Origin of the sequence: Brevundimonas sp. UYEF29 (genome assembly GCF_040546195.1) — a bacterium.
Classification (GTDB): Bacteria; Pseudomonadota; Alphaproteobacteria; order Caulobacterales; family Caulobacteraceae; genus Brevundimonas; species Brevundimonas huaxiensis.
In genome coordinates, this window is record NZ_JBEPNH010000012.1 from 1 (window position 1) to 18,885 (window position 18,885).

17 protein-coding genes and 1 tRNA gene are annotated in these 18,885 nt (G+C 67.2%); 7 read left to right on the forward strand and 11 right to left on the reverse strand.

The window, feature by feature from the left end:
• Positions 1-212: 212 nt before the first annotated feature.
• Positions 213-289: transfer RNA gene (locus ABIB58_RS14675), tRNA-Met, on the reverse strand.
• A 188-nt stretch (positions 290-477) separates the two neighbouring features.
• Between ABIB58_RS14675 and ABIB58_RS14680 the strand changes: the two genes are divergently transcribed.
• From ABIB58_RS14680 to ABIB58_RS14695, 4 genes are all read left to right on the forward strand, one after another.
• Positions 478-1,713: a PQQ-dependent sugar dehydrogenase gene (locus ABIB58_RS14680; protein WP_265150365.1), complete on the forward strand. Its 1,236-nt coding sequence runs from the start codon at positions 478-480 to the stop codon at positions 1,711-1,713.
• A 59-nt stretch (positions 1,714-1,772) separates the two neighbouring features.
• Positions 1,773-1,994, forward strand: a complete 222-nt coding sequence (locus tag ABIB58_RS14685; RefSeq protein WP_265150366.1) for a hypothetical protein — start codon at positions 1,773-1,775, stop codon at positions 1,992-1,994.
• A 204-nt stretch (positions 1,995-2,198) separates the two neighbouring features.
• The gene (locus tag ABIB58_RS14690) at positions 2,199-3,404 is read left to right on the forward strand and encodes an acetyl-CoA C-acetyltransferase (RefSeq protein WP_265150367.1); all 1,206 of its coding nucleotides are present in this window, start codon (positions 2,199-2,201) and stop codon (positions 3,402-3,404) included.
• A 17-nt stretch (positions 3,405-3,421) separates the two neighbouring features.
• Positions 3,422-5,626: a 3-hydroxyacyl-CoA dehydrogenase NAD-binding domain-containing protein gene (locus ABIB58_RS14695; RefSeq protein WP_265150500.1), complete on the forward strand. Its 2,205-nt coding sequence runs from the start codon at positions 3,422-3,424 to the stop codon at positions 5,624-5,626.
• A 408-nt stretch (positions 5,627-6,034) separates the two neighbouring features.
• On the opposite strand, the gene recA is transcribed toward ABIB58_RS14695, so the two are convergent.
• From recA to ABIB58_RS14730, 7 genes are all read right to left on the reverse strand, one after another.
• On the reverse strand, positions 6,035-7,117 hold the full coding sequence (gene recA / locus ABIB58_RS14700) for a recombinase RecA (RefSeq protein WP_045809962.1): 1,083 nt from the start codon (positions 7,115-7,117) through the stop codon (positions 6,035-6,037).
• Between the two features lie 169 nt (positions 7,118-7,286).
• Entirely contained in the window at positions 7,287-8,927 is a 1,641-nt protein-coding gene (locus tag ABIB58_RS14705; RefSeq protein WP_265150369.1) for an MHYT domain-containing protein, read from the reverse strand.
• Positions 8,928-9,006: 79 nt separating this feature from the next.
• Positions 9,007-10,848 carry a M20/M25/M40 family metallo-hydrolase gene (locus ABIB58_RS14710; RefSeq protein WP_265150370.1) on the reverse strand — a complete coding sequence of 614 codons (1,842 nt, stop codon included), beginning with the start codon at positions 10,846-10,848 and terminating at the stop codon, positions 9,007-9,009.
• 75 nt (positions 10,849-10,923) lie between these two features.
• Positions 10,924-11,874: a right-handed parallel beta-helix repeat-containing protein gene (locus ABIB58_RS14715; protein WP_354042161.1), complete on the reverse strand. Its 951-nt coding sequence runs from the start codon at positions 11,872-11,874 to the stop codon at positions 10,924-10,926.
• Complete coding sequence (locus ABIB58_RS14720; protein WP_354042164.1) at positions 11,874-12,671, reverse strand: phosphatase PAP2 family protein; 798 nt, start codon at positions 12,669-12,671, stop codon at positions 11,874-11,876. Before ABIB58_RS14720 ends, ABIB58_RS14715 begins: the two co-directional genes overlap by 1 nt.
• Positions 12,668-13,165, reverse strand: coding sequence for a hypothetical protein (locus ABIB58_RS14725; RefSeq protein ID WP_265150374.1), 498 nt, complete (start codon positions 13,163-13,165; stop codon positions 12,668-12,670). The genes ABIB58_RS14720 and ABIB58_RS14725 overlap by 4 nt, the downstream gene beginning before the upstream one ends.
• Positions 13,166-13,240: 75 nt before the next feature.
• Entirely contained in the window at positions 13,241-13,504 is a 264-nt protein-coding gene (locus ABIB58_RS14730) for a ribonuclease (protein ID WP_265150375.1), read from the reverse strand.
• 102 nt (positions 13,505-13,606) lie between these two features.
• On the opposite strand from ABIB58_RS14730, the gene ABIB58_RS14735 reads away from it, so the two are divergent.
• Positions 13,607-14,611: an LLM class flavin-dependent oxidoreductase gene (locus ABIB58_RS14735; protein WP_265150376.1), complete on the forward strand. Its 1,005-nt coding sequence runs from the start codon at positions 13,607-13,609 to the stop codon at positions 14,609-14,611.
• Here the strand turns inward: ABIB58_RS14735 and ABIB58_RS14740 are convergent.
• The gene (locus tag ABIB58_RS14740) at positions 14,608-15,579 is read right to left on the reverse strand and encodes an alpha/beta fold hydrolase (protein WP_265150377.1); all 972 of its coding nucleotides are present in this window, start codon (positions 15,577-15,579) and stop codon (positions 14,608-14,610) included. The genes ABIB58_RS14735 and ABIB58_RS14740 overlap by 4 nt on opposite strands.
• Before the next feature lie 47 nt (positions 15,580-15,626).
• Here ABIB58_RS14740 and ABIB58_RS14745 point away from each other — a divergent pair, with 47 nt between their 5' ends.
• Positions 15,627-16,463, forward strand: coding sequence for an aldo/keto reductase (locus ABIB58_RS14745; protein WP_184279812.1), 837 nt, complete (start codon positions 15,627-15,629; stop codon positions 16,461-16,463).
• Here the strand turns inward: ABIB58_RS14745 and ABIB58_RS14750 are convergent.
• Together ABIB58_RS14750 and ABIB58_RS14755 are read right to left on the reverse strand one after the other, a co-directional pair.
• Positions 16,460-16,861 carry an HIT domain-containing protein gene (locus ABIB58_RS14750; protein ID WP_372342824.1) on the reverse strand — a complete coding sequence of 134 codons (402 nt, stop codon included), beginning with the start codon at positions 16,859-16,861 and terminating at the stop codon, positions 16,460-16,462. The genes ABIB58_RS14745 and ABIB58_RS14750 overlap by 4 nt on opposite strands.
• Positions 16,858-17,757 (reverse strand): SIMPL domain-containing protein, encoded by a 900-nt coding sequence (locus ABIB58_RS14755; protein ID WP_354042178.1) that lies wholly within the window; start codon positions 17,755-17,757, stop codon positions 16,858-16,860. The genes ABIB58_RS14750 and ABIB58_RS14755 overlap by 4 nt, the downstream gene beginning before the upstream one ends.
• Positions 17,758-17,895: 138 nt before the next feature.
• On the opposite strand from ABIB58_RS14755, the gene mdh reads away from it, so the two are divergent.
• Positions 17,896-18,858 (forward strand): malate dehydrogenase, encoded by a 963-nt coding sequence (gene mdh, locus ABIB58_RS14760; RefSeq protein WP_045809972.1) that lies wholly within the window; start codon positions 17,896-17,898, stop codon positions 18,856-18,858.
• The last annotated feature ends 27 nt before the right edge of the window (positions 18,859-18,885 follow it).

An 18,885-nucleotide genomic window follows, 5' to 3' on the forward strand; every position in this document is an offset into this window, starting at 1 on the left:
CTGCGCTGACCGGCCTCTTGCCAACCCCGACAACCCCAGCTCAGATCACCAAAGGACTCTCGTTATGGCTGGATGAGAAATGGGGGTCACGTCAGGGGTCTTACACTTCCAGCCGAAAAGGACGTTGGGCTGGATAACGCGAAGCTTATTGGCTTACTTATGAAAAAACCCAAAGCAACAATGCCTCAAGTCTCTTTTAAGAAAGACAAAAATGGTGACTGGAGGCGGGATCGAACCGCCGACCTGTGGGTTATGAATCCACCGCTCTAACCATCTGAGCTACCCAGTCCCGGGCCCTGTGCGAGGCCGGGGCCAGCGCGAAAGAGGCGTGCCTATATCGCCGTCGGGCGCGCGGTTCAAGTCGTCTCGGACCAGAACCTGCGGCGATAGAGCGCAAGACGGCTTGTGGCAGGAACGGTAACGCTGGCCTCGCCGTTTCGTAACGACTGCCCACAGCCCAGCCGGAGCTCGCCCTTCATGCGCCTGTTCGTCGCCGCCGCCTCGACATCCCTGCTCGTTCTCGCCGCCGCCTGTGGCGCAAATAGCGAGAGCGCCGGTGCTGCGCCTCAGGCCGGGGCCCCGCTGGAAACCCGTCCGGCGAACAATCCTGATCAGCAACCGGCCTTCGCCGGCCAGACCCGCGCGCCGGGCGTCAAGACCGAACAGGCCATGACCCACACGGTGGTCGCCTCGGGCCTTGTGCACCCCTGGGGTCTGGCGGCCCTGCCCGACGGTCGCTGGCTGGTGACTGAAAAGCCGGGCCGTCTGCGCATCATCACCGCCCAGGGCCAGGTCGGCGAACCGGTCACGGGCCTGCCCGCCGTCGATGCGCGTGGTCAAGGCGGCTTGTTGGATGTGATCGTCGGACCGAGCTTTGCGCAGGATCGCATGATCTATTGGAGCTATGCCGAACCCCGCGAGGGCGGCAACGCCACCTCGGTCGCGCGCGGGCGCCTGTCGGACGACGGATCACGCGTCGAAAACGTCCAGGTCATCTTCCGCGCCCTGCCCGTCTATGACGGCGACAAGCATTTTGGATCATCCCTTGCCTTCGCACCGGACGGCAAGCTGTTCATCACCCTGGGCGAGCGTTCGGACAGGCCCATGCGGCCCCAGGCGCAGGATCTGGGCTCGCATATGGGCAAGACCATCCGCATCAACGCCGACGGCACGGTCCCGCAGGACAACCCCTTCGTCGGCCGCGCCGGCGCCCTGCCGGAAATCTGGAGCTTGGGGCACCGCAACGTTCAGGGTGTCGCCGTTCAGCCGGAAACGGGCGCCATCTGGACCATCGAACACGGCACGCGCGGCGGCGACGAGGTCAATCTGGACAAGGCCGGCGCCAACTACGGCTGGCCGGATGCGGCCTACGGCGTCGAATATGCGGGCGGTCAGATCAACAGCGGCGCCACCCAGACCCCTGGCACCGAACAGCCGGTCTATTACTGGGATCCGGTGATCGCACCCGGCGGCGCGACCTTCTATCAGGGCGCCATGTTCCCCGGCTGGAACGGAAACCTGCTGGTCGCAGGCCTGAAAGAAAAACACATCGCGCGTCTGGTCATCCAGAATGACCGGGTGGTGGGCGAAGAGCGCCTGCTGACGGACCTGGGCGAACGCATCCGCGACGTGGCGGTGGGCGCCGACGGATCGGTCTGGGCCATCACCGATGAGCAGAACGGCAAGCTGGTCAGGCTGTCGGCGACGCAGTAGTCTTCGAGGGCCGGGGGGGCTATGCGGAGCGGTTGACGCTCCAAAGGGAGCAGCGAACCATGCGTATCCTCATCCTTTCCGCCGCCGTCGTCCTGCCGCTGCTTTCGGGCTGCGGCACGATGGGCGCGACCAATAGCTATCAGCAGGAGCTGAACGCCCTAGAAGCCGCCTGCACGCGCGACCGAGGCATTCTTACGCCGACCGGCGTTCAGACCGGCCGTCCCCAGACTGAATACGCCTGCAAGATCACCGGCGGCGCCACCCGCATTCCGCCGCGCTGACCGCGGGCGCTCGGCCGGCGTTCCCACGCCCTCATTCCGTCAGTCCGTCGAAGCAGTCGCCTCAAGCGGCCGCGATCACGCGGCTTATTACTTGACGTTGACGTAAACGTAGGGTTTTTGGCGTCTACGCTTGGAACCGCCCTGTCCGTCGTGCCGCGACCTGCCGCACGTTGAGGATGGGCCCAAAGATGGAGACGCACTTCCATGGCTGACGCCTATATCTACGACGCCGTCCGCACGCCGCGCGGCAAGGGCAAGAAGGACGGCTCGCTGCACGAGATCACCGGCCTCAGCCTGGCGACCCAGGTGCTGGAAGCCCTGCGCGACCGCAACGACCTGGACACGTCCAAGGTCGACGACGTCATCCTGGGCTGCGTCACCCCCGTGGGCGAACTCGGCGCCGACATCGCGCGCACGGCCGTGCTCTCGGCCGGCTGGTCGCAATATACGGCGGGCGTCCAGATCAACCGCTTCTGCGCCTCGGGTCTTGAAGCCGTGAACATGGCGACGGCCAAGGTGAAGTCCGGCGAGGCCGACTTCGCCGTCGGCGGCGGCGTCGAGGTCATGAGCCGCGTGCCCATGGGTTCGGACATGGGCGCCTGGCCGACCGATCCCTCCTCGGCCTTCCCGACCTATTTCGTGCCGCAGGGCGTCTCGGCGGACATGATTGCCACCAAATACGGCTTCAGCCGCGACGACGTGGACGCCTATTCGGTCGAGAGCCACAAGCGCGCCGCCAAGGCCTGGGCCGAGGGCCGGTTCAAGAACTCGGTGATCGGCGTCAAGGACCAGCTCGGACTGACCATCCTGGATCATGACGAGACGATCCGTCCGAACACGGACATGCAGGCGCTCGGCGGCCTGAACCCCTCCTTCGCCATGATGGGCGAAATGGCCTTCGACGGCGTGATCAACCAGCGCTACCCCGAGGTCGAACGCGTCAATCACGTCCACACGCCCGGCAACTCTTCCGGCATCGTCGATGGTTCGGCCGGCGTGCTGATCGGTTCGCTGGAAGCCGGCCAAGCCCTGGGCCTGAAGCCGCGCGCCAAGATCCTGGGCGGCGCCTCGATCGGCTCGGAGCCGTCGATCATGTTGACCGGCCCGGAATATGTGACCCGCAAACTGCTGGGCAAGCTGGGTATGACGCCCGACGACATCGACGTCTGGGAGCTGAACGAGGCCTTCGCCGCCGTCGTCCTGCGCTACATGCAGGCCCTGAATATCGACCACGCCAAGATGAATGTGAACGGCGGCGGCATCTCGATGGGCCACCCGCTCGGCGCCACCGGCGCCATGATCACCGGCATCGCGCTTGACGAGCTGGAGCGCTCGAACAAGTCCACCGCCCTGGTCACCCTGTGCATCGGCGGCGGCATGGGCACCGCCACCGTCATCGAACGCGTCTGATCCAGGAGCAAATGGATATGGAAAACTTCAAGATCGACGTCGACGCCGACGGCCTCGCCCTGATCACCTTCGACGTTCCGGGCCGTTCGATGAACACCCTGACGTCCTCCGTGATGAAGGAAATCCCCGAGCTGGTCGAACGCATCAAGACCGACGACGCCATCAAGGGCGCCGTCATCACCTCGGGCAAGGCCTCGGGCTTCTGCGCCGGCGCGGACCTGGGCGACATGGCCGGCGGCGTGCTGTCGGGCGGCGGCGACCTGCAAAAGGCGTTTGACGCCGGCTGGAAGCTGAACGGCGCCTTCCGTGCGCTGGAAACCTCGGGCAAGCCGATCGCAGCTGCGATCAACGGCCTGGCCTTGGGCGGCGGGCTGGAGTTCACCCTGGCGGCCCACTACCGCGTGGTCGAGAACGACAACAAGATCCAGCTGGGCCTACCCGAGATCAAGGTCGGTCTGTTCCCCGGCGGCGGCGGCACCCAGCGCCTGACGCGTCTGGTCGGCGTCCAGAACGCCATGATGGCGATGAGCGAGGGCAAGTCCTTCCGCCCGAACGATGCCAAGGGCGCCGGTATCGTCCATGAGGTGGTCGAAAAGGGCAAGTCGGTCGAGGCCGCCAAGGCCTGGATCAAGAACAAGGTCGAGTCGGGGGGCAAAGCCGTCCAGCCCTGGGACGAGAAGTCGTTCAAACTGCCTGGCGGCGGCCCCTATCACCCGGCCGGCATTCAGAACTTCATGGTCGGCAACGCCATGCTGCGCAAGCAGTCCTACGGCAACTATCCGGCCGTGGTGAACCTGATGAAGGCCGTTTACGAAGGCGCCCAGGTGCCGATGGACGCGGCCCTGCGCATCGAGACCCGCTACTTCATCAAGACCCTGATGACGCCGCAGGCCCAGGCCATGATCCGCTCGTTGTTCCTGTCCAAGCAGGAACTGGACAAGGGCGCCGTGCGCCCGGCCGGCGTGCCCAAGTCCGATCCGAAGAAGGTCACGGTCATCGGTGCCGGCATGATGGGCGCAGGCATCGCGTATGTGCAGGCGCTGGCCGGCATCGAAACCATCCTGATCGACCAGACCCAGGAAGCCGCCGACAAGGGCAAGGCCCACGTCGAGGAACTGCTGAAGAAGCGTCTGTCGCGCGGTCAGCTGACGCAGGAGAAGTACGACGCCCTGCTGGGTTCGGTCACGGCGACGACCGACTATGAGCTGATCAAGGGTTCGGACCTGGTCGTCGAGGCCGTGTTCGAGAATCGCGAGATCAAGGCCGATGTGACCAAGCGCGCCGAGGCGCAACTGGCCGAGGGCGCCGTCTTCGGCTCCAACACCTCGACCCTGCCGATCACCGGCCTGGCCGAGGCCTCGGTGCGGCCCGAGGACTTCATCGGCATCCACTTCTTCTCGCCCGTCGACAAGATGATGCTGGTCGAGATCATCCTGGGCGAACAGACGGGTCAGGCCGCCATCGCCAAGGCGCTGGACTATGTGCTGAAGATCAAGAAGACGCCGATCGTGGTCAACGACAGCCGCGGCTTCTACACCTCGCGCTGCTTCTCCACCTTCCTGATGGAGGGCATGGCGATGCTGGAAGAGGGCTACGGCCCCGCCCTGATCGACAATGTCGGCCGCATGACCGGCATGCCGCGCGGCCCGCTGGAGATGCACGACGACGTCGCCCTGGACCTGTCCTACAAGATCGCCAAACAGACGGCGCTGGATCTGGGCGACAAATATGTGCCGTCGGAAGGCGCAGACATCGTCGCCAAGATGGTCGAGGGCGGGCGTTTCGGTCGCAAGAACGGCAAGGGCTTCTACGATTACGATCAGAAGCCCAAGACGATCTGGAAGGGTCTGGGCGAACTGGCCCCCACCACCAAGGGCATCGACCAGCCGGAAGAGCCGACCGCCTTCGCCCAGATCGACGAACTGAAGACGCGCCTGCTGTATCGTCAGGCTGTCGAAGTGGCCCGCTGCTGGGAAGAAGGCGTCATCGACGATCCGCGCGAAGCGGACCTGGGCGCCATCCTAGGCTGGGGCTTCGCGCCCTGGACCGGCGGTCCGATCAGCATGATCGACGGCATCGGCCTGGCCAAGTTCGTCGAGACCGCCGACCGTCTGGCCGCGACGTATGGCGACCGCTTCAAGGTCCCGCAGTTGCTGCGCGACATGGCCGCCAAGAACGAGACCTTCTACGGCAAGTTCGCCCCGGAGAAGGCCGCCGCCTGATCGGTTGCGGACATCCACAGACAACGGAACGGGCGGCCTTCGGGTCGCCCGTTTTCGTTTAGCGTTTGACTTTCGCCATCCTCCGGCGCGCGAAGCGCGACCGGGGGACCCAGCGGCGCCGAAAGCGATATTTCCATCGCAGAATCTCGGGGCATCAGTCCGCGACAGCTTCGCGCTCATGCGCGCCGCTGGGTTACGGGTCTCCGCTACGCTTCGCCCGGAATGACGAAAGAAAGATCGGCACCGCTCACGAAACAAAAAGACCCGCCCGACACGAGGTCGAGCGGGTCGCTCCGCCGCCCTTCGCGGGGTCGGTGGCGGGTCGCTAGGGGCGACGGAGTAGCGGTGAAAAGACCGGACCGAGACCAGGGCACACTCTGACAGTCCGCCCAGCCTCGGAGGCTGGCGTCAGCCTTCCAGGTCTTGGCCTTCGTCCGGCTCGGGCGTGCCCAGCAGTTCGTCGGCGATCTTGTTGGTCGAGGCGCGCACGTTCTTTTCGATCGAGGCGGCGATGTCGGGGTTCTGTTTCAGGAACTCGCGCACATTCTCGCGGCCCTGACCGATGCGGGTGGAGTCATAGCTGAACCAGCTGCCCGACTTCTCGATGATGCCGGCCTTGACGCCCAGGTCGATGACCTCGCCCAGCTTGGAGATGCCCTCGCCGTACATGATGTCGAAGATGACCTCGCGGAACGGCGGGGCGACCTTGTTCTTGACCACCTTGACCCGGGTGGTGTTGCCGACCACCTCGTCGCGGTTCTTGATCGCGCCGGTGCGGCGGATGTCCAGGCGCACCGAGGCGTAGAATTTCAGCGCATTGCCGCCCGTCGTCGTCTCGGGCGAGCCGTACATGACGCCGATCTTGTGACGGATCTGGTTGATGAACAGGACGATGCATTTCGACTTAGAGATCGAGGCGGTCAGCTTGCGCAGCGCCTGGCTCATCAGGCGCGCCTGAAGGCCCGGCAGGCTGTCGCCCATCTCGCCCTCGATCTCGGCGCGCGGCGTCAGGGCTGCGACGGAGTCGACGACCACGATGTCCACGGCGCCCGACCGGACCAGCGTGTCCACGATCTCCAGCGCCTGCTCGCCGGTATCAGGCTGGGACACCAGTAGATCGTCCAGATTGACGCCCAGCTTCTGGGCGTAAACCGGGTCCAACGCATGTTCGGCGTCGACGAAGGCGGCGACCCCGCCCTTCTTCTGCACTTCGGCGACGGTGTGCAGGGCCAAAGTCGTCTTGCCCGAGGATTCCGGGCCGAAGACCTCGATCACCCGCCCGACCGGCAGGCCGCCGATGCCCAAGGCCATGTCCAGGCCCAGCGAACCGGTCGAGACGCTCTCGATCTCATTCACCTGCCCGGCCTTGCCGAGCTTCATCACCGAGCCCTTGCCGAAGGCGCGATCGATCTGCGCGATCGCCGCCTCCAGGGCGCGTTGCTTGTCGCCGTCGTCCTTGCCCACCAACTTGAGTGCCGCCTGTGAAGCCATTGCCTTCGTCTCCCTTGCCATGATTCCTGTCATTAAGCTTGGGAGAGACCCGCCTGGACCCGCCCCCGTTTCGTGAGGCCGACTATGTGCATGGTTTGTTCCGGTTCACAAGATGTTCTCATTGATCAAAACGAGAACAGCCAAAACCTACGACCGTTTTTGACGCAGACTAGAGCGGAAGACGAAGGCTGAAACTGGCGCCCTCGGGGTCGTACGTCATGACCGCCGAGCCGCGCAGCGAACGGTTGATGGTCGAATCGATCAGCACCGAACCGAAACCCTTGCGCTGAGGCGGCGATACCGCCGGCCCGCCGCTTTCGACCCAATCCAGCAGCAGATGGCCGTTCGCCACGGACCAGTCGACCCGCACACAGCCCGAAGCGGTCGACAGGGCGCCGTATTTGGCGGCGTTCACCGCCAGCTCGTGAAAGACCATCCCCATGCCCAACGTCTGCTGCGCGTTCAGATCGACGGCCGGACCGGTCAGGCGAACCTGTTCCTCGGCATAGGGGGCCAGTTCCTGAGCCAGCATGGCGCGCAGATCGACACGCTCCCAGTTCGCGGCCGTCAGCAGGTTCTGCGTGTTGGACAGGGCCACCAGCCGCGCCTCGAACAGGGCGGTGAAGGTGGCGACATCCGGCGTGCGCCGCGCCGTCTGGTGGGCGATGGACTGCACCGTGGCCAGGGTGTTCTTCACCCGGTGATTCAGTTCGTTGATCAGCAATCGCTGCAAGCGTTCGCTGTCGGCCAGGGCGGCGAAGGCCTCACGGCGATCGGTGATGTCGGTGATGACGCCCGACATCTTGATCGGCCGGCCCGAACGACTGCGGATCAGGCGCCCCCTCAGATGGATCCAGCGGCCCGAGGCCGGCAGACGCCATTCCTGATCATATTCGCCCTCCCCCGCCAGGGCGCGCTTCAGCGCCTGACGATGCAGCGGCAGATCCTCGGGCGACAGACGATCGCCGATCTCGGTGGCTCCCAGACGGCTGTCCGCGTCGATGGACAGGATTTCGCGCGCGCGGCCTGACATCATCGTCGTCTTCATCGGCAGGGTCGCTTCCCAGAAGCCGACGCCGCCTGCGTCCACGGCCGCCAGGACATTGGCGCGCTGATCCACGATCGAGGCGCCCAGCGCGAGAAACAGCAACGTCACCGCCCCGGTCGTCACCGCGACCGCCAGTACGACCGGCGACGCTCCGCCCTCCACCGGCCCTGCGTCGGCGATCGGAGTCAGGATCAGGGCCGCCATCCCGACATGGTGCATGGAGACGATGGCCAGACCCAGGATCACGGCGGCGACCGCGCGCCAGGCCAGGCTCCGCTCCTGGCGGGCCGCAATCAGGGCGGCATAGGCCGCGGCGACCGCAACCAGAACCGACAGGGCGACCAGCACGGGCTGATAGCTCAGGACGGCGTTCATCCGCATCGCCGCCATCCCGACATAATGCATGGCGACGATGGACCCGCCCATCAGCAGGGCCGCCGGCGCCAGTCGCAAGGGGCTGGCCTGCGCCGTCCCCGCCGTAAGGAAGGCCAAGGATGTGCCGGCCGTCGCCAGCAGGAAGGAGACCAGCGTCAGGCCGGGATCATAGAAGACGGGGCCTTCGGTCTCGAACCCCAGCATGGCGATGAAATGCATCGACCAGATGCTGACGCCCAGCGCCAGGGCCGCGACGCCCAGCCAACGCAACCGCGTCGCGCCGATCTGGTCGCGGGTGCGGTTGAACAGATCCAGAGCCGTCCACGCGCCCAGGATCGCTATCGCCAGCGACAGGACGGTGAACGGATTGACGTGAAGATGGTGCAAACGCGCCGAGGCCCCGAAAAACAGCAGCGGTATGCTTAGCCCGGTTTCTTCGCTCGGACGACTTCGAAACGCATCCGGATCAAGCGACCAACCTGGCCCCCACGGCGACCGCGACGGCCAGCGCCAGGCTGGCGGCGGCGAAGATCGGCAAGGCCCGCCCCGAGTGCGGCGCCAGCGGGCGGACCAACATCGCGATCATCAGGGCGATCGGCCCCACTGCGCCAGGCATGTCCATGCCGACGCCCAGGAAGACGCCGTGCCCCTGAACCAGCAACCACCCGCCGACCAGGGCTGTGGCGACGACGGCGGGCGCAAAGGACGCCCACGAGCCGAAGCGGGCCCCGATCACCGCCGTCGACGCGGCGGCCAGGGCGGCGATCAGGCTGGGCCACAGCAGCAGGAAGGCGGCTTCCGGCGCCGCCGCCTGCACCCCGCCGCCCAGGATCAGGACCAGGACGATCACCCCGAGCCAGCCGCCCCAGACGGCGTCTTCGCCCTGCGGCCTCGGCCGCACCAGACTGAGCGCCAGGGCGATCACCGTCGCCCCCAGGATCGGCAGGCTGAAACCGCCCAGCGCCGCTGCAAGTGTGAATGCGGCCAGTATCACTCCAGCTGCGCCCCATCGGCCCAGCAGGCGTCGCCCTGCGGTCAGCATCAGAACCAGGCCGAGCATGGCCAGGGCCACGGCGATTTCCAGAACCGGCAGGCGACGTAGCAAGGTGTAATAGAGGTCGGCCGAATCCACGCGACGGCCGATCGGCCCGGCCAGGACGCGCACCGCCTGTCCCACCACCACCGCGCTGGCCAACAACCACAGGCCATCCGCCGCGCCTCGCACGACCGGCATGGCTCTCAAGCCCGTCGCATGGCGCGCGCCCCAGGCGGCGAAGGCCGTCGCCAAGACTCCCACAATCAACAGCAGCCAGCCGATCGCCGGCGAATGCTGCACGACGAACAGGCCGAAGACGTCGGCATAGACCGCATTCTGCGTCGCCTGCGGCAGGGCAGGCGCCCGCAAAAGGTCATCGGCCATTTCCAACGCCTGGGAGCCGATATGCTGCACGCTGCCCTGATCCAGCGCCTGCGGGGTCGAGGACGGCGAATGGTACTGCGCCGGGCGGCCGATGAAGGCCAGGTTGATCCCCGCCAGCCTCCGATCCGCCGCCACGGTGAAGTCCGTGCCATTGGGCATCAGCCGATAGACGAAGATGGCCAGGGCGTTGCTGGACGGCCCGCCCGTCGCCCTCTGGGTCGCCTGAGCGTAGCGGGCGATGGTCTGAGCGTTGCCGGGTCCGGTCTCGAACATCATGGCGCGCCCGCCGCCGCCCCGCGCCTCCAGATTGATCACCGCCCCGATGTCGTCGCGCAGCGGATGTTCGCTGAAGAAGGCCCGCGCCCCGTCCAGATTCAGCTCCTCGGCGTCGGTGAACAGGACCACCAGCGTGCGCTCGGCCCCGCCCCGCGCCTTGATCGCGCGCACGGCCTCCAGAATGGCGGCCACCCCGGAGGTGTCGTCGGCGGCGCCGGGCGAGGTCGGCGAGGTGTCGTAATGCGCCATAATGGCCACGGCAGGCAGGGCCGGATTCCGTCCCGGCAGGACGCCGATGACATTGACGGCCTGGACGCCGCCCGCATTTCCACCCTCCCGCTCAAGCCGCGCGACGGCGGCGGGCGACAGGGCGCCGGTCTGCAGGCTGGGCTGAAGCCCCAGCGCCGTCAGCCTCTGGATCAGATAGGTCTGAACCTGCCGATGCTCGACCGAGCCGACCGGATGCGGCGCTCGTGCGATCCGATTCACGTCCATCATGGCGCGCGCGGCCGAGAACTGGACTGCAGGTGTCGAGGCGGGCAGGGGTTTGGGCGTCTGAGCGGTCAGCACCGCCAGGCCGAGAGCCGCCGAAAGGGACGCCAGAAACATCATCCAACGCATATCCAATCCCCCGATCGCTCCGCCCCCCAATCAGGCCCGAACCACGGCTTTGCGCAAGGTGTCCGATCAGCGTCGCACGACGTTTCGGGCCGTCAAATTGCCCGTGGCGCCGTCGCCGTCGTCCGCGCTGGACCCGAACGGCCACCCCCGGTCGTCGCCGCAATAGCGTCGTCCGCCCTCGCGCGACCCGATCACCACAGCGCGCGGCCTCAGCCAGCCTGCGCCGGTGAGCAGATTGTCCGTAATCTGATTATAGGACGGCGTCTGGTGGCGGATCACGCCGTCCTCTCCGCAGTTGCGGTACAGAAACACCCCGCCCTTGCCGTGCAACGCCAGCCGGTTGCCGACGATGCGGTTGGCGCCCGACCCGTCCACCGCGATCTGCTCGCGCCCGGTGCGAATATCGAATTCGTTGTCCTGGATCAGCGCGCCAGCGCTCTCAGCGTCCAGATAGACGGCGGTCGAGGTCGAGCGCCCCACAAAACGGGACCGCGTCACCGTGGTGCGCGTCACTCCCGGTCCGACATAGAGGGGAATGGTCCCCACGCCCTCGAACCGGACCCGGTCCAGGGTGACGCGGATCGGCGCAGCGGACTGGGCCGCTTGCGTGTGTCCGGCGGTGCGTGACGAGGCCAGTAGGTCGCGCATCGATCCGCCCGCCCCCATGCCCCAGATCCGCACATTGCCGACGACGGTGCAGTTTCGGATCGTCACATCGACCGGCCGCGACCACCGATCGCCCTCGCGGCGGGACCAGACGGCGACGGTCGGGGCGGCGGTCGTCGCCGGGCCCGGCGCGCGGATGGTCCCGCCGCCGCAATCCAGTGACGCGCCTGAACCTTCCGCGCCCTCGATCAGCACGCGGCGGCGAATATCGACGCCCGACAGGTCGGCTTGGCACGTCAGGCGATACGGCTGCGTCGACAGCGCCGTCAGCGCCGCCACCTCTTGCGCCGTACAGGCCCGGTCGGCCGGCGCCTGAAAGGTCAGCAAGGCCAGAGCCAGCGCCGCCGTCATCAGGGCAGAGGAATCGCCAAGGCCGCGCGCTCGGCCGCGCAGCCGGGATTGGTCAGGCCGCTGCGACGCGCAGCCGCCAGCTCGCCCCTCGCCGCCGCCATGTCCGCCTGGAAGGCCGGGGTGGCGACGGCCCTGGCCGCGACATCTCGCCCGATCTGTTCGCCGACCGCGACATCGGTCGGATAATGCATGGCGCAGACCAGGCGGCTGACCCCGATCTCGTGGCCGATCCGGCGCACGGCCTCGGCCCGGTCCGGCTCCAGCGCCGCAAAGGCCTCTCCATAGGCCATTGTGACCGCCGCGCTGCCGGACGGATAGGAGGCGCTGCGTCGCGCCGACGGCGTCAGGGTCTGGCAGGCGCGACGATCGAGATCGTCGCCGACCGGCCGCAGCCGCGCCTGACGCGCCTTGACGCGTTCGGCCGCACTGTTCGCATCGTGGAAGATCCGCGCCATCACCCGGTCCAGCGCCGGCGTCTCGGCCGACCCCAGCCGGACACCCAAGGCGCAGTCGAAATGTTGCAGGGCCAAGGGCGGGCGCAGCTCGGCATGGGCGGTCGCCAGCAGCCATCTGTCGCCGTCTTCCAGCGCCACAAACCGCGCCGACGCCGACTTGTCCGCCAGGTCCACGACAGACCCAGGGGCTGGGGCTGGCGGGACCGCATCGGTCAGTTGGGCGATCGCTTCATCGCTCAGGAAGCCCGCCGTCGGCATCGCGCCGTCCGGCTTGGGCGCGCCGGCGCACCCACCGGCCAGCAGGATGGCCGTCGCCGCACCCAGGGCGGCGACCCGCCTCACTGACCGGCGCTCCAGCCCAGCTGGACCGAGGTCTGGCCGGTCTCGGTTGGTGTGGCGACGACCTGCAGCGAGGCGCCGTTCCCCGCGTCCGCGGCCGCGCCGTAGGCGCGCGTGTCACCCTGGTTCATTCCGGCGACGGACCGCAAGCCTGCCTTTTCGGCGCGCTCGCGATAGAAGGCGACGACATCGTCCGGCGAGGCGCTGGTGGTGAAGGTGATCAGGCCGCCCGGCCCAGCCTCGCCGCCGGCCGCCAGCGGCTGTCCGTCCACCTGCGCGCCGGGATACACGACCGCAAAGGACGGCGCGCCGTCGGCGGCGGCAGGCGCGGACGTTCCTGAAACGGCGGGCGCTTCGGTTGCTGGCGGCATCGCGTCAGCGACGGCCGGCGCCGACGCTTCAGGCGCAGCCTTGGCCTCGACCGGTTGGGCCGAGCGATCACATCCTGCTAGGCAAAACAGAACCACGACGGCGGGGGCCGCCAAGCGAAGCGTCATCGAGAGATCGTCCTTGGACCGAGAAGGTCAGAGCGCCACCGTGGCGCATGGTTGCGGCGGCGACAAGGCGCCCGCTCAGCCGGCGGCGTCGTCTCGACCTGCCGAGCCTTCCTTCGCCAGTCGGTCGTTGATCTCGGCGGAGTCGGGATCGTCGTCCGAACCGCTTGCCGATCCGCCGCGCAGCGAGCCTGCCCGCGTGTCCGATCCCGAATCGCTGCCGTCCAGGGCGTCGATCAGCGTATCCGCCTTGTGACCCAGGTCCGGCTTTTCGCCCATGTCGGCCGCCTCGCGGGCGTCGTCGCAATCCGCTTCGGGCGTGGTGGGATTGGTGTCGGTCATGACGCAGTCTCCGTTCGTCGAGATGAGTTTAAAGCGCCTGATCCGGTTGCGGTTCCAGACCCTCGCCCTTGAACCCCGAGGGACAGACCCGATCTAGGCGTCATGATCCCGTTTTCAGTTCTCGACCTCTCTCCCATCGTCGAAGGCGGCGACGCCCGACGCGGCCTAGATGAAACCCTAACCCTGGCCCAGGCCGCCGATCGGCTCGGCTATGAGCGGTTTTGGCTGGCCGAACATCACAACATGCCCGGCATCGCCAGCGCCGCGACCGCCATCGTCATCGGCCATGTCGCGGCGGGGACCGAGCGCATTCGCGTCGGCTCCGGCGGCGTCATGCTTCCCAACCATGCGCCCCTCGTCGTCGCCGAACAGTTCGGCACGCTGGAGACCCTGTTCCCCGGCCGGATCGATCTCGGCCTGGGCCGCGCGCCCGGCACGGACGGCGCCACCGCCCGCGCGCTGCGGCGCTATTTCGAAGGCGCAGACCAGTTCCCGCGCGATGTGGTCGAGCTGATCCAGTGGTTCGAGCCGGCATCTGAAAACCAGCCCGTCCGCGCCGTCCCGGGCGCCGGCCTGCGCGTGCCGATCTGGCTTCTGGGCTCCAGCCTGTTCAGCGCCCAGCTCGCGGGCCAGCTCGGCCTGCCCTATGCCTTCGCCAGCCATTTCGCGCCCGAACTGCTGCTGGAAGCCTTGGCTCTGTACCGCCGCGAGTTCGTCCCCTCGGACCGCCTGGCCAAGCCCCACGCCATGGCCGCGATCAACGTCTTCGCCGCCGACACGGACGCCGAGGGCGTGCGCCTGTCCACGTCGATGCAGCAAAGCTTCGCCCGCCTCTCGACCGGCAAGCCGGGCAAGCTGCCGCCGCCCGTCGATGACATCACCACGATCCTGACGCCGCAGCAGATCGCCGGCGCCAAGGGCCGGTTGCTCTATTCCGCCATCGGCGGCCCGGAGACCGTCAAGCGCCAATTGACCGACTTCATCGCCCTGACCGGCGTGGACGAGCTTATGGTAACCGGCATGATGTTCGACAACACCGCCCGCATCCGCAGCCTTGAGATCGTGGCCGAGGTTCGTGATCAGATGGCGACGAAGCAGGCAGCCTAAAGGCCCTGCAAAAAATCCAGCAGCAGGCGGTTGATCTCGTCCGACCGTTCTTGCTGGACCCAGTGGCCCGCGCCCGGCACTACGACCGAACGGATCAGGTTCGGCGCCCAGTCCTTCAGGCCTGCCTCATGCCCGCCGGCGTAGTGGCGGACCGGGTCGTCCTCGCCGACGATGAACAGGGCGGGCGGGGTGATCTTCTGGTCCTGCACAAAGGCCGTCAGCGACCAGTTCAGGTCCATCGCCCGATACCAGTTCAGGGGTCCTTCGAACCCGCCGGCTGAGAAGGACTGCACATATTCGTCGAAATGCGCCTCGCTCATCCATGGCGGCAGGGTCGCATCGTCGGCGATGGTGTCCAGCAGCGCCACGCCTTCGGGCATGAACCCGGTCGATCTGCGCTCGGCGGGCGTCGCGCCGTCATAGGCGTAGAACAGTTTCCTCAGCGCCATCGCCGGATCGGCGTCTAGCGCGCGGTGCGCGTCCGGCGCCTGGAACCGGCTGATATAGAGGTCGCCCAGCCCGGCCCGTTTCGAGATGGCGGCCATGGCGGCGGTGGGCGGTCCCTTGGGGCGGCGCGGCTGGAACGGCACCGACAGGCCCGCCACCGCCTTAAACAGATGTGGCCGCAAAAGGGCGCAATGCCAGGCCACCGGCGCGCCCCAGTCATGCCCGACGACAATACAGGACGCCTTGCCTAGCGTGCGGACCAGATCGACCATGTCCCCGACCAGATGCAGGATGGAATAGGCCTCCAACGCCGACGGCTTGTCCGTCCCGCCATAGCCCCGCAGGTCTGGTGCGACGACGTGATAGCCCGCCTGCGAGATCGCCTCGACCTGAGCGCGCCAGCTGATCCCCAGTTCGGGGAAGCCGTGGATCAGCAGGACCAGCGGCGCGTTGTCATCCTCGAACCCGGCCTCCAGAACCTGTTGGACCAGACCGTCGGTCTTGATATGCCGGGTTCGCATTGCTTCCTCCGACGGCGTCTTCGCCGCTCATTATCGTCAGGACGGATATGACCCGCCTCGTCACCTTTGCGGACGGTACGACCGTTCCCGCCCTCGGCCAAGGCACCTGGGAGCTGGGCGACGACCCGGCCTGGCGCGATGAGGAGCAGCAGGCTCTGGCGCGCGGCATCGACCTGGGCATGACCCTGATCGACACGGCCGAACTCTACGGCGACGGCCGGTCGGAGCGGCTGGTGGGCGAAGTCATCGCCGGGCGGCGCGACGAGGTCTTTTTGGTCTCCAAGGTCCGGCCCGAGAATGCGTCCGAGATGAAGATGATGCTGGCCTGCGAGAAGTCGCTGGAACGGCTCGGCGTCGAGCGGCTGGACCTGTACCTGCTGCACTGGGAAGGCAACGTCCCGCTGGAGGAGACCGTCGAAGCGTTCCGCGACCTGGTGGACGAAGGGATGATCGCCCGCTGGGGCGTGTCCAACCTGGATCTGCGCGCCATGGAGCAGTTGATGGAGATCGAGGGGGGCGAGGACTGCGCCGCCAACCAGCTGCTCTATAATCTCGCCTCGCGCGGGGTGGAGTTCGACCTCTTCCCGTGGATGCAGGCGCGCGACATGCCGATGATGGCTTATTCGCCGCTTGGGCGGGGCGAACTGCTGGAACAGCCCCTGATCCGCGACATCGCCAATCGCCATTCCGCCAGCCCGGCCCAGGTGGCGCTGGCCGCCGTCCTGCGCCACGACGGCGTCATCGCCATCCCCAAGGCCAGTTCTATCGAACACGTCGAGGCCAACGCCGACGCCCTGGAGATTCAGTTCGACTTGGAGGATCTGGAACGGCTGGATGCGGCCTTCCCGCCCCCGAAACACGCCGTGCCGCTGGATATCATCTAGCTTCCGGCGGCGATCGCCAGCCTGCGCGCCCGCTCATCGTCTGTATACGGAACAACCGGCCCGCGCCCCCAGACCGGATCGGGCCACAGACCGTCGTCGTGGCGGCGGCCGACCACATGGACATGCAGCTGCGCCGTCACATTGCCGATGGCGCCGACGTTCAGCTTTTCGACCGCACCCAGCCGGCGAACCAGCGCTCCGGCCCGCACGGTCTCCTCCATCAACATGGATCGCTGCTCGACACTGAGGTCTTCCAGCTCCACCGCCCCCTCGATGCGCGGGATCAGGATCAGCCACGGAAAGCGGGCGTCGTCCTGAAGCCGCACATGGCACAACGGCCATTCGGCGGCGGCGACCGATCCTGCCTCGAAGGCGGGAGCGACCTCGAACCCCATCAGTTCAGTCCGTAGATGACGCAGGCGCTGTCGGTCATCACCTGCAACGGTGGTTGGAGCGCCAGCCGCGCCGCCTCGATCTGGGCCTCGCTCGGCGCTCCACCTCCGGGCGGCGGAGGAGGAGGAGGAGGCGGGGGCGGCGGCGGTTGAGGTGCATAGGCCATGCGCGAACCCGTCACCACGATGTCGTCCACCGTCGTCTCGTGCCCGCTCCCCGTGGCGTACGAAGGCCAGCCCGCCAGCACATCCGTCTGACAGACCCGCCCCGACGGATCGATGATCTTGACCCGCCCGAGGGTCGCGCCCGCATTGGTCGCCGCCGCCTCCGCCCGGCGGCGCGCATCCTTCATCGCCTCGGCCTGCAGATTGGCCTTCCAGCTGTTCTCCGGCTCCAGGTTGAAGTTCACCTGTCCGATCGAGGTCGGACGCGAGGCCACGATGGTCGCATAGACCCGCTCGATCAGGCGCACGTCGCGCACCGTCACATTGACCGAAGCGTCGGCCTGATAGCGGGCCACGCGGTCAGCGCGGGTATTGTCGCGCATCACCCCGTTTTCGTCGCGGTACTGGTCATAGAGCGGGCGCGTGGTGACGCTGGTCTCGACCCGCACCTTCTCGGCGCCATAGGCCGACAAGGCCTGGCTCAGCGCCCGCACCTGATCGGCGGCGGCGCGCGAGGCCTCGGCGACGCTGCGGTCCACCGACTGGAAGCTGGCCGAAACGAAGGCGCGGTTGGCCTGAATCTCGACCCGAACCTGACCGACCGAGGCGATGACCGGATCACGCATCCACCAGGGCGCGGGGATATAGCGGTCTCCAATGGTCGCGGGCGGCGTCTGGGCCAGCACAGGCGTGGCGACCGAGGTCAGCAGCAGGGCGAAAGCGAATGAACGGCGCATCGAAATCCTCCGGTTGTCGCCGGACCTTCGCAAGCCTGACCAAGGCCGTAAAGCGAGGTTCTTGCGACAGCCGCGCGAGGGGTCTAGACCGCCCGCACGATTAATCCCCTTTCGCACACGCAATAAACGGAGACATCCATGGCTCGCGCGAAGATCGCCCTTATCGGCGCCGGCATGATCGGCGGAACCCTGGCCCACGTGGCCGCGCGCGAAGCCCTGGGCGACGTGATCCTGTTCGACATCGCCGAAGGCACCCCGCAGGGCAAGGCGCTGGACATCGCCGAGGCCTCGGCCGTCTTCGGCCAGGACGTGGCCCTGAAGGGCGCCAACGACTATGCCGACATCGCGGGCGCCGACGTCTGCATCGTCACCGCCGGCGTGCCGCGCAAGCCGGGCATGAGCCGCGATGACCTGATCGGCATCAACCTGAAGGTCATGAAGGCCGTCGGCGAAGGCATCAAGGCCCACGCCCCCAACGCCTTCGTCATCTGCATCACCAACCCGCTCGACGCCATGGTCTGGGCCCTGCAGAAGTTCTCAGGCCTGCCGAAGGAGAAGGTCGTCGGCATGGCCGGCGTGCTGGACTCGGCCCGCTTCGCCTACTTCCTGGCTGAAAAGACCGGCGTGTCGGTGCAGGACATCCACGCCTGGACCCTGGGCGGTCACGGCGACGACATGGTGCCGATGGTGCGCCACTCGACCGTCGGCGGCCTGCCCCTGCCGGACGCCGTCGCCGCCGGCTTCCTGTCGCAGGACGAACTGGACGCCATCGTCGAGCGCACCCGCAAGGGCGGCGGCGAGATCGTGGCCCTGCTGAAGACCGGCTCGGCCTTCTACGCACCGGCGGAATCCGCCATCGCCATGGCCAAGTCCTATCTGCTGGACCAGAAGCGCGTCCTGCCCTGCGCCGTCTGGCTGTCGGGCGAATACGGTCTGTCGGACCTCTACGTCGGCGTTCCTGCCCTGATCGGCGCCGGCGGCGTCGAGAAGATCGTCGAGTTCACCACCAACGACGAAGAAAAGGCGATGTTCGAAAAGTCCGTCGCCTCGGTCCAGGGCCTGCTGCAAGCCTGCAAGGACATCGACTCCTCGCTGGCTTAAGCCGCGCGACCATCGAATGACGAAGGG

Excerpts from the sequence above, each read along its gene's own strand:
- ABIB58_RS14680 (WP_265150365.1), top strand. The coding sequence starts at position 478 with ATGCGCCTGTTCGTCGCCGCCGCCTCGACATCCCTGCTCGTTCTCGCC.
- recA (WP_045809962.1), bottom strand. The coding sequence starts at position 7,117 with ATGGCTTCACAGGCGGCACTCAAGTTGGTGGGCAAGGACGACGGCGAC.
- ABIB58_RS14685 (WP_265150366.1), top strand. The coding sequence starts at position 1,773 with ATGCGTATCCTCATCCTTTCCGCCGCCGTCGTCCTGCCGCTGCTTTCG.
- ABIB58_RS14690 (WP_265150367.1), top strand. The coding sequence starts at position 2,199 with ATGGCTGACGCCTATATCTACGACGCCGTCCGCACGCCGCGCGGCAAG.
- ABIB58_RS14715 (WP_354042161.1), bottom strand. The coding sequence starts at position 11,874 with ATGACGGCGGCGCTGGCTCTGGCCTTGCTGACCTTTCAGGCGCCGGCC.
- ABIB58_RS14735 (WP_265150376.1), top strand. The coding sequence starts at position 13,607 with ATGATCCCGTTTTCAGTTCTCGACCTCTCTCCCATCGTCGAAGGCGGC.
- ABIB58_RS14755 (WP_354042178.1), bottom strand. The coding sequence starts at position 17,757 with ATGCGCCGTTCATTCGCTTTCGCCCTGCTGCTGACCTCGGTCGCCACG.
- ABIB58_RS14695 (WP_265150500.1), top strand. The coding sequence starts at position 3,422 with ATGGAAAACTTCAAGATCGACGTCGACGCCGACGGCCTCGCCCTGATC.
- mdh (WP_045809972.1), top strand. The coding sequence starts at position 17,896 with ATGGCTCGCGCGAAGATCGCCCTTATCGGCGCCGGCATGATCGGCGGA.
- ABIB58_RS14745 (WP_184279812.1), top strand. The coding sequence starts at position 15,627 with ATGACCCGCCTCGTCACCTTTGCGGACGGTACGACCGTTCCCGCCCTC.
- ABIB58_RS14730 (WP_265150375.1), bottom strand. The coding sequence starts at position 13,504 with ATGACCGACACCAATCCCACCACGCCCGAAGCGGATTGCGACGACGCC.
- ABIB58_RS14725 (WP_265150374.1), bottom strand. The coding sequence starts at position 13,165 with ATGACGCTTCGCTTGGCGGCCCCCGCCGTCGTGGTTCTGTTTTGCCTA.
- ABIB58_RS14740 (WP_265150377.1), bottom strand. The coding sequence starts at position 15,579 with ATGCGAACCCGGCATATCAAGACCGACGGTCTGGTCCAACAGGTTCTG.
- ABIB58_RS14710 (WP_265150370.1), bottom strand. The coding sequence starts at position 10,848 with ATGATGTTTCTGGCGTCCCTTTCGGCGGCTCTCGGCCTGGCGGTGCTG.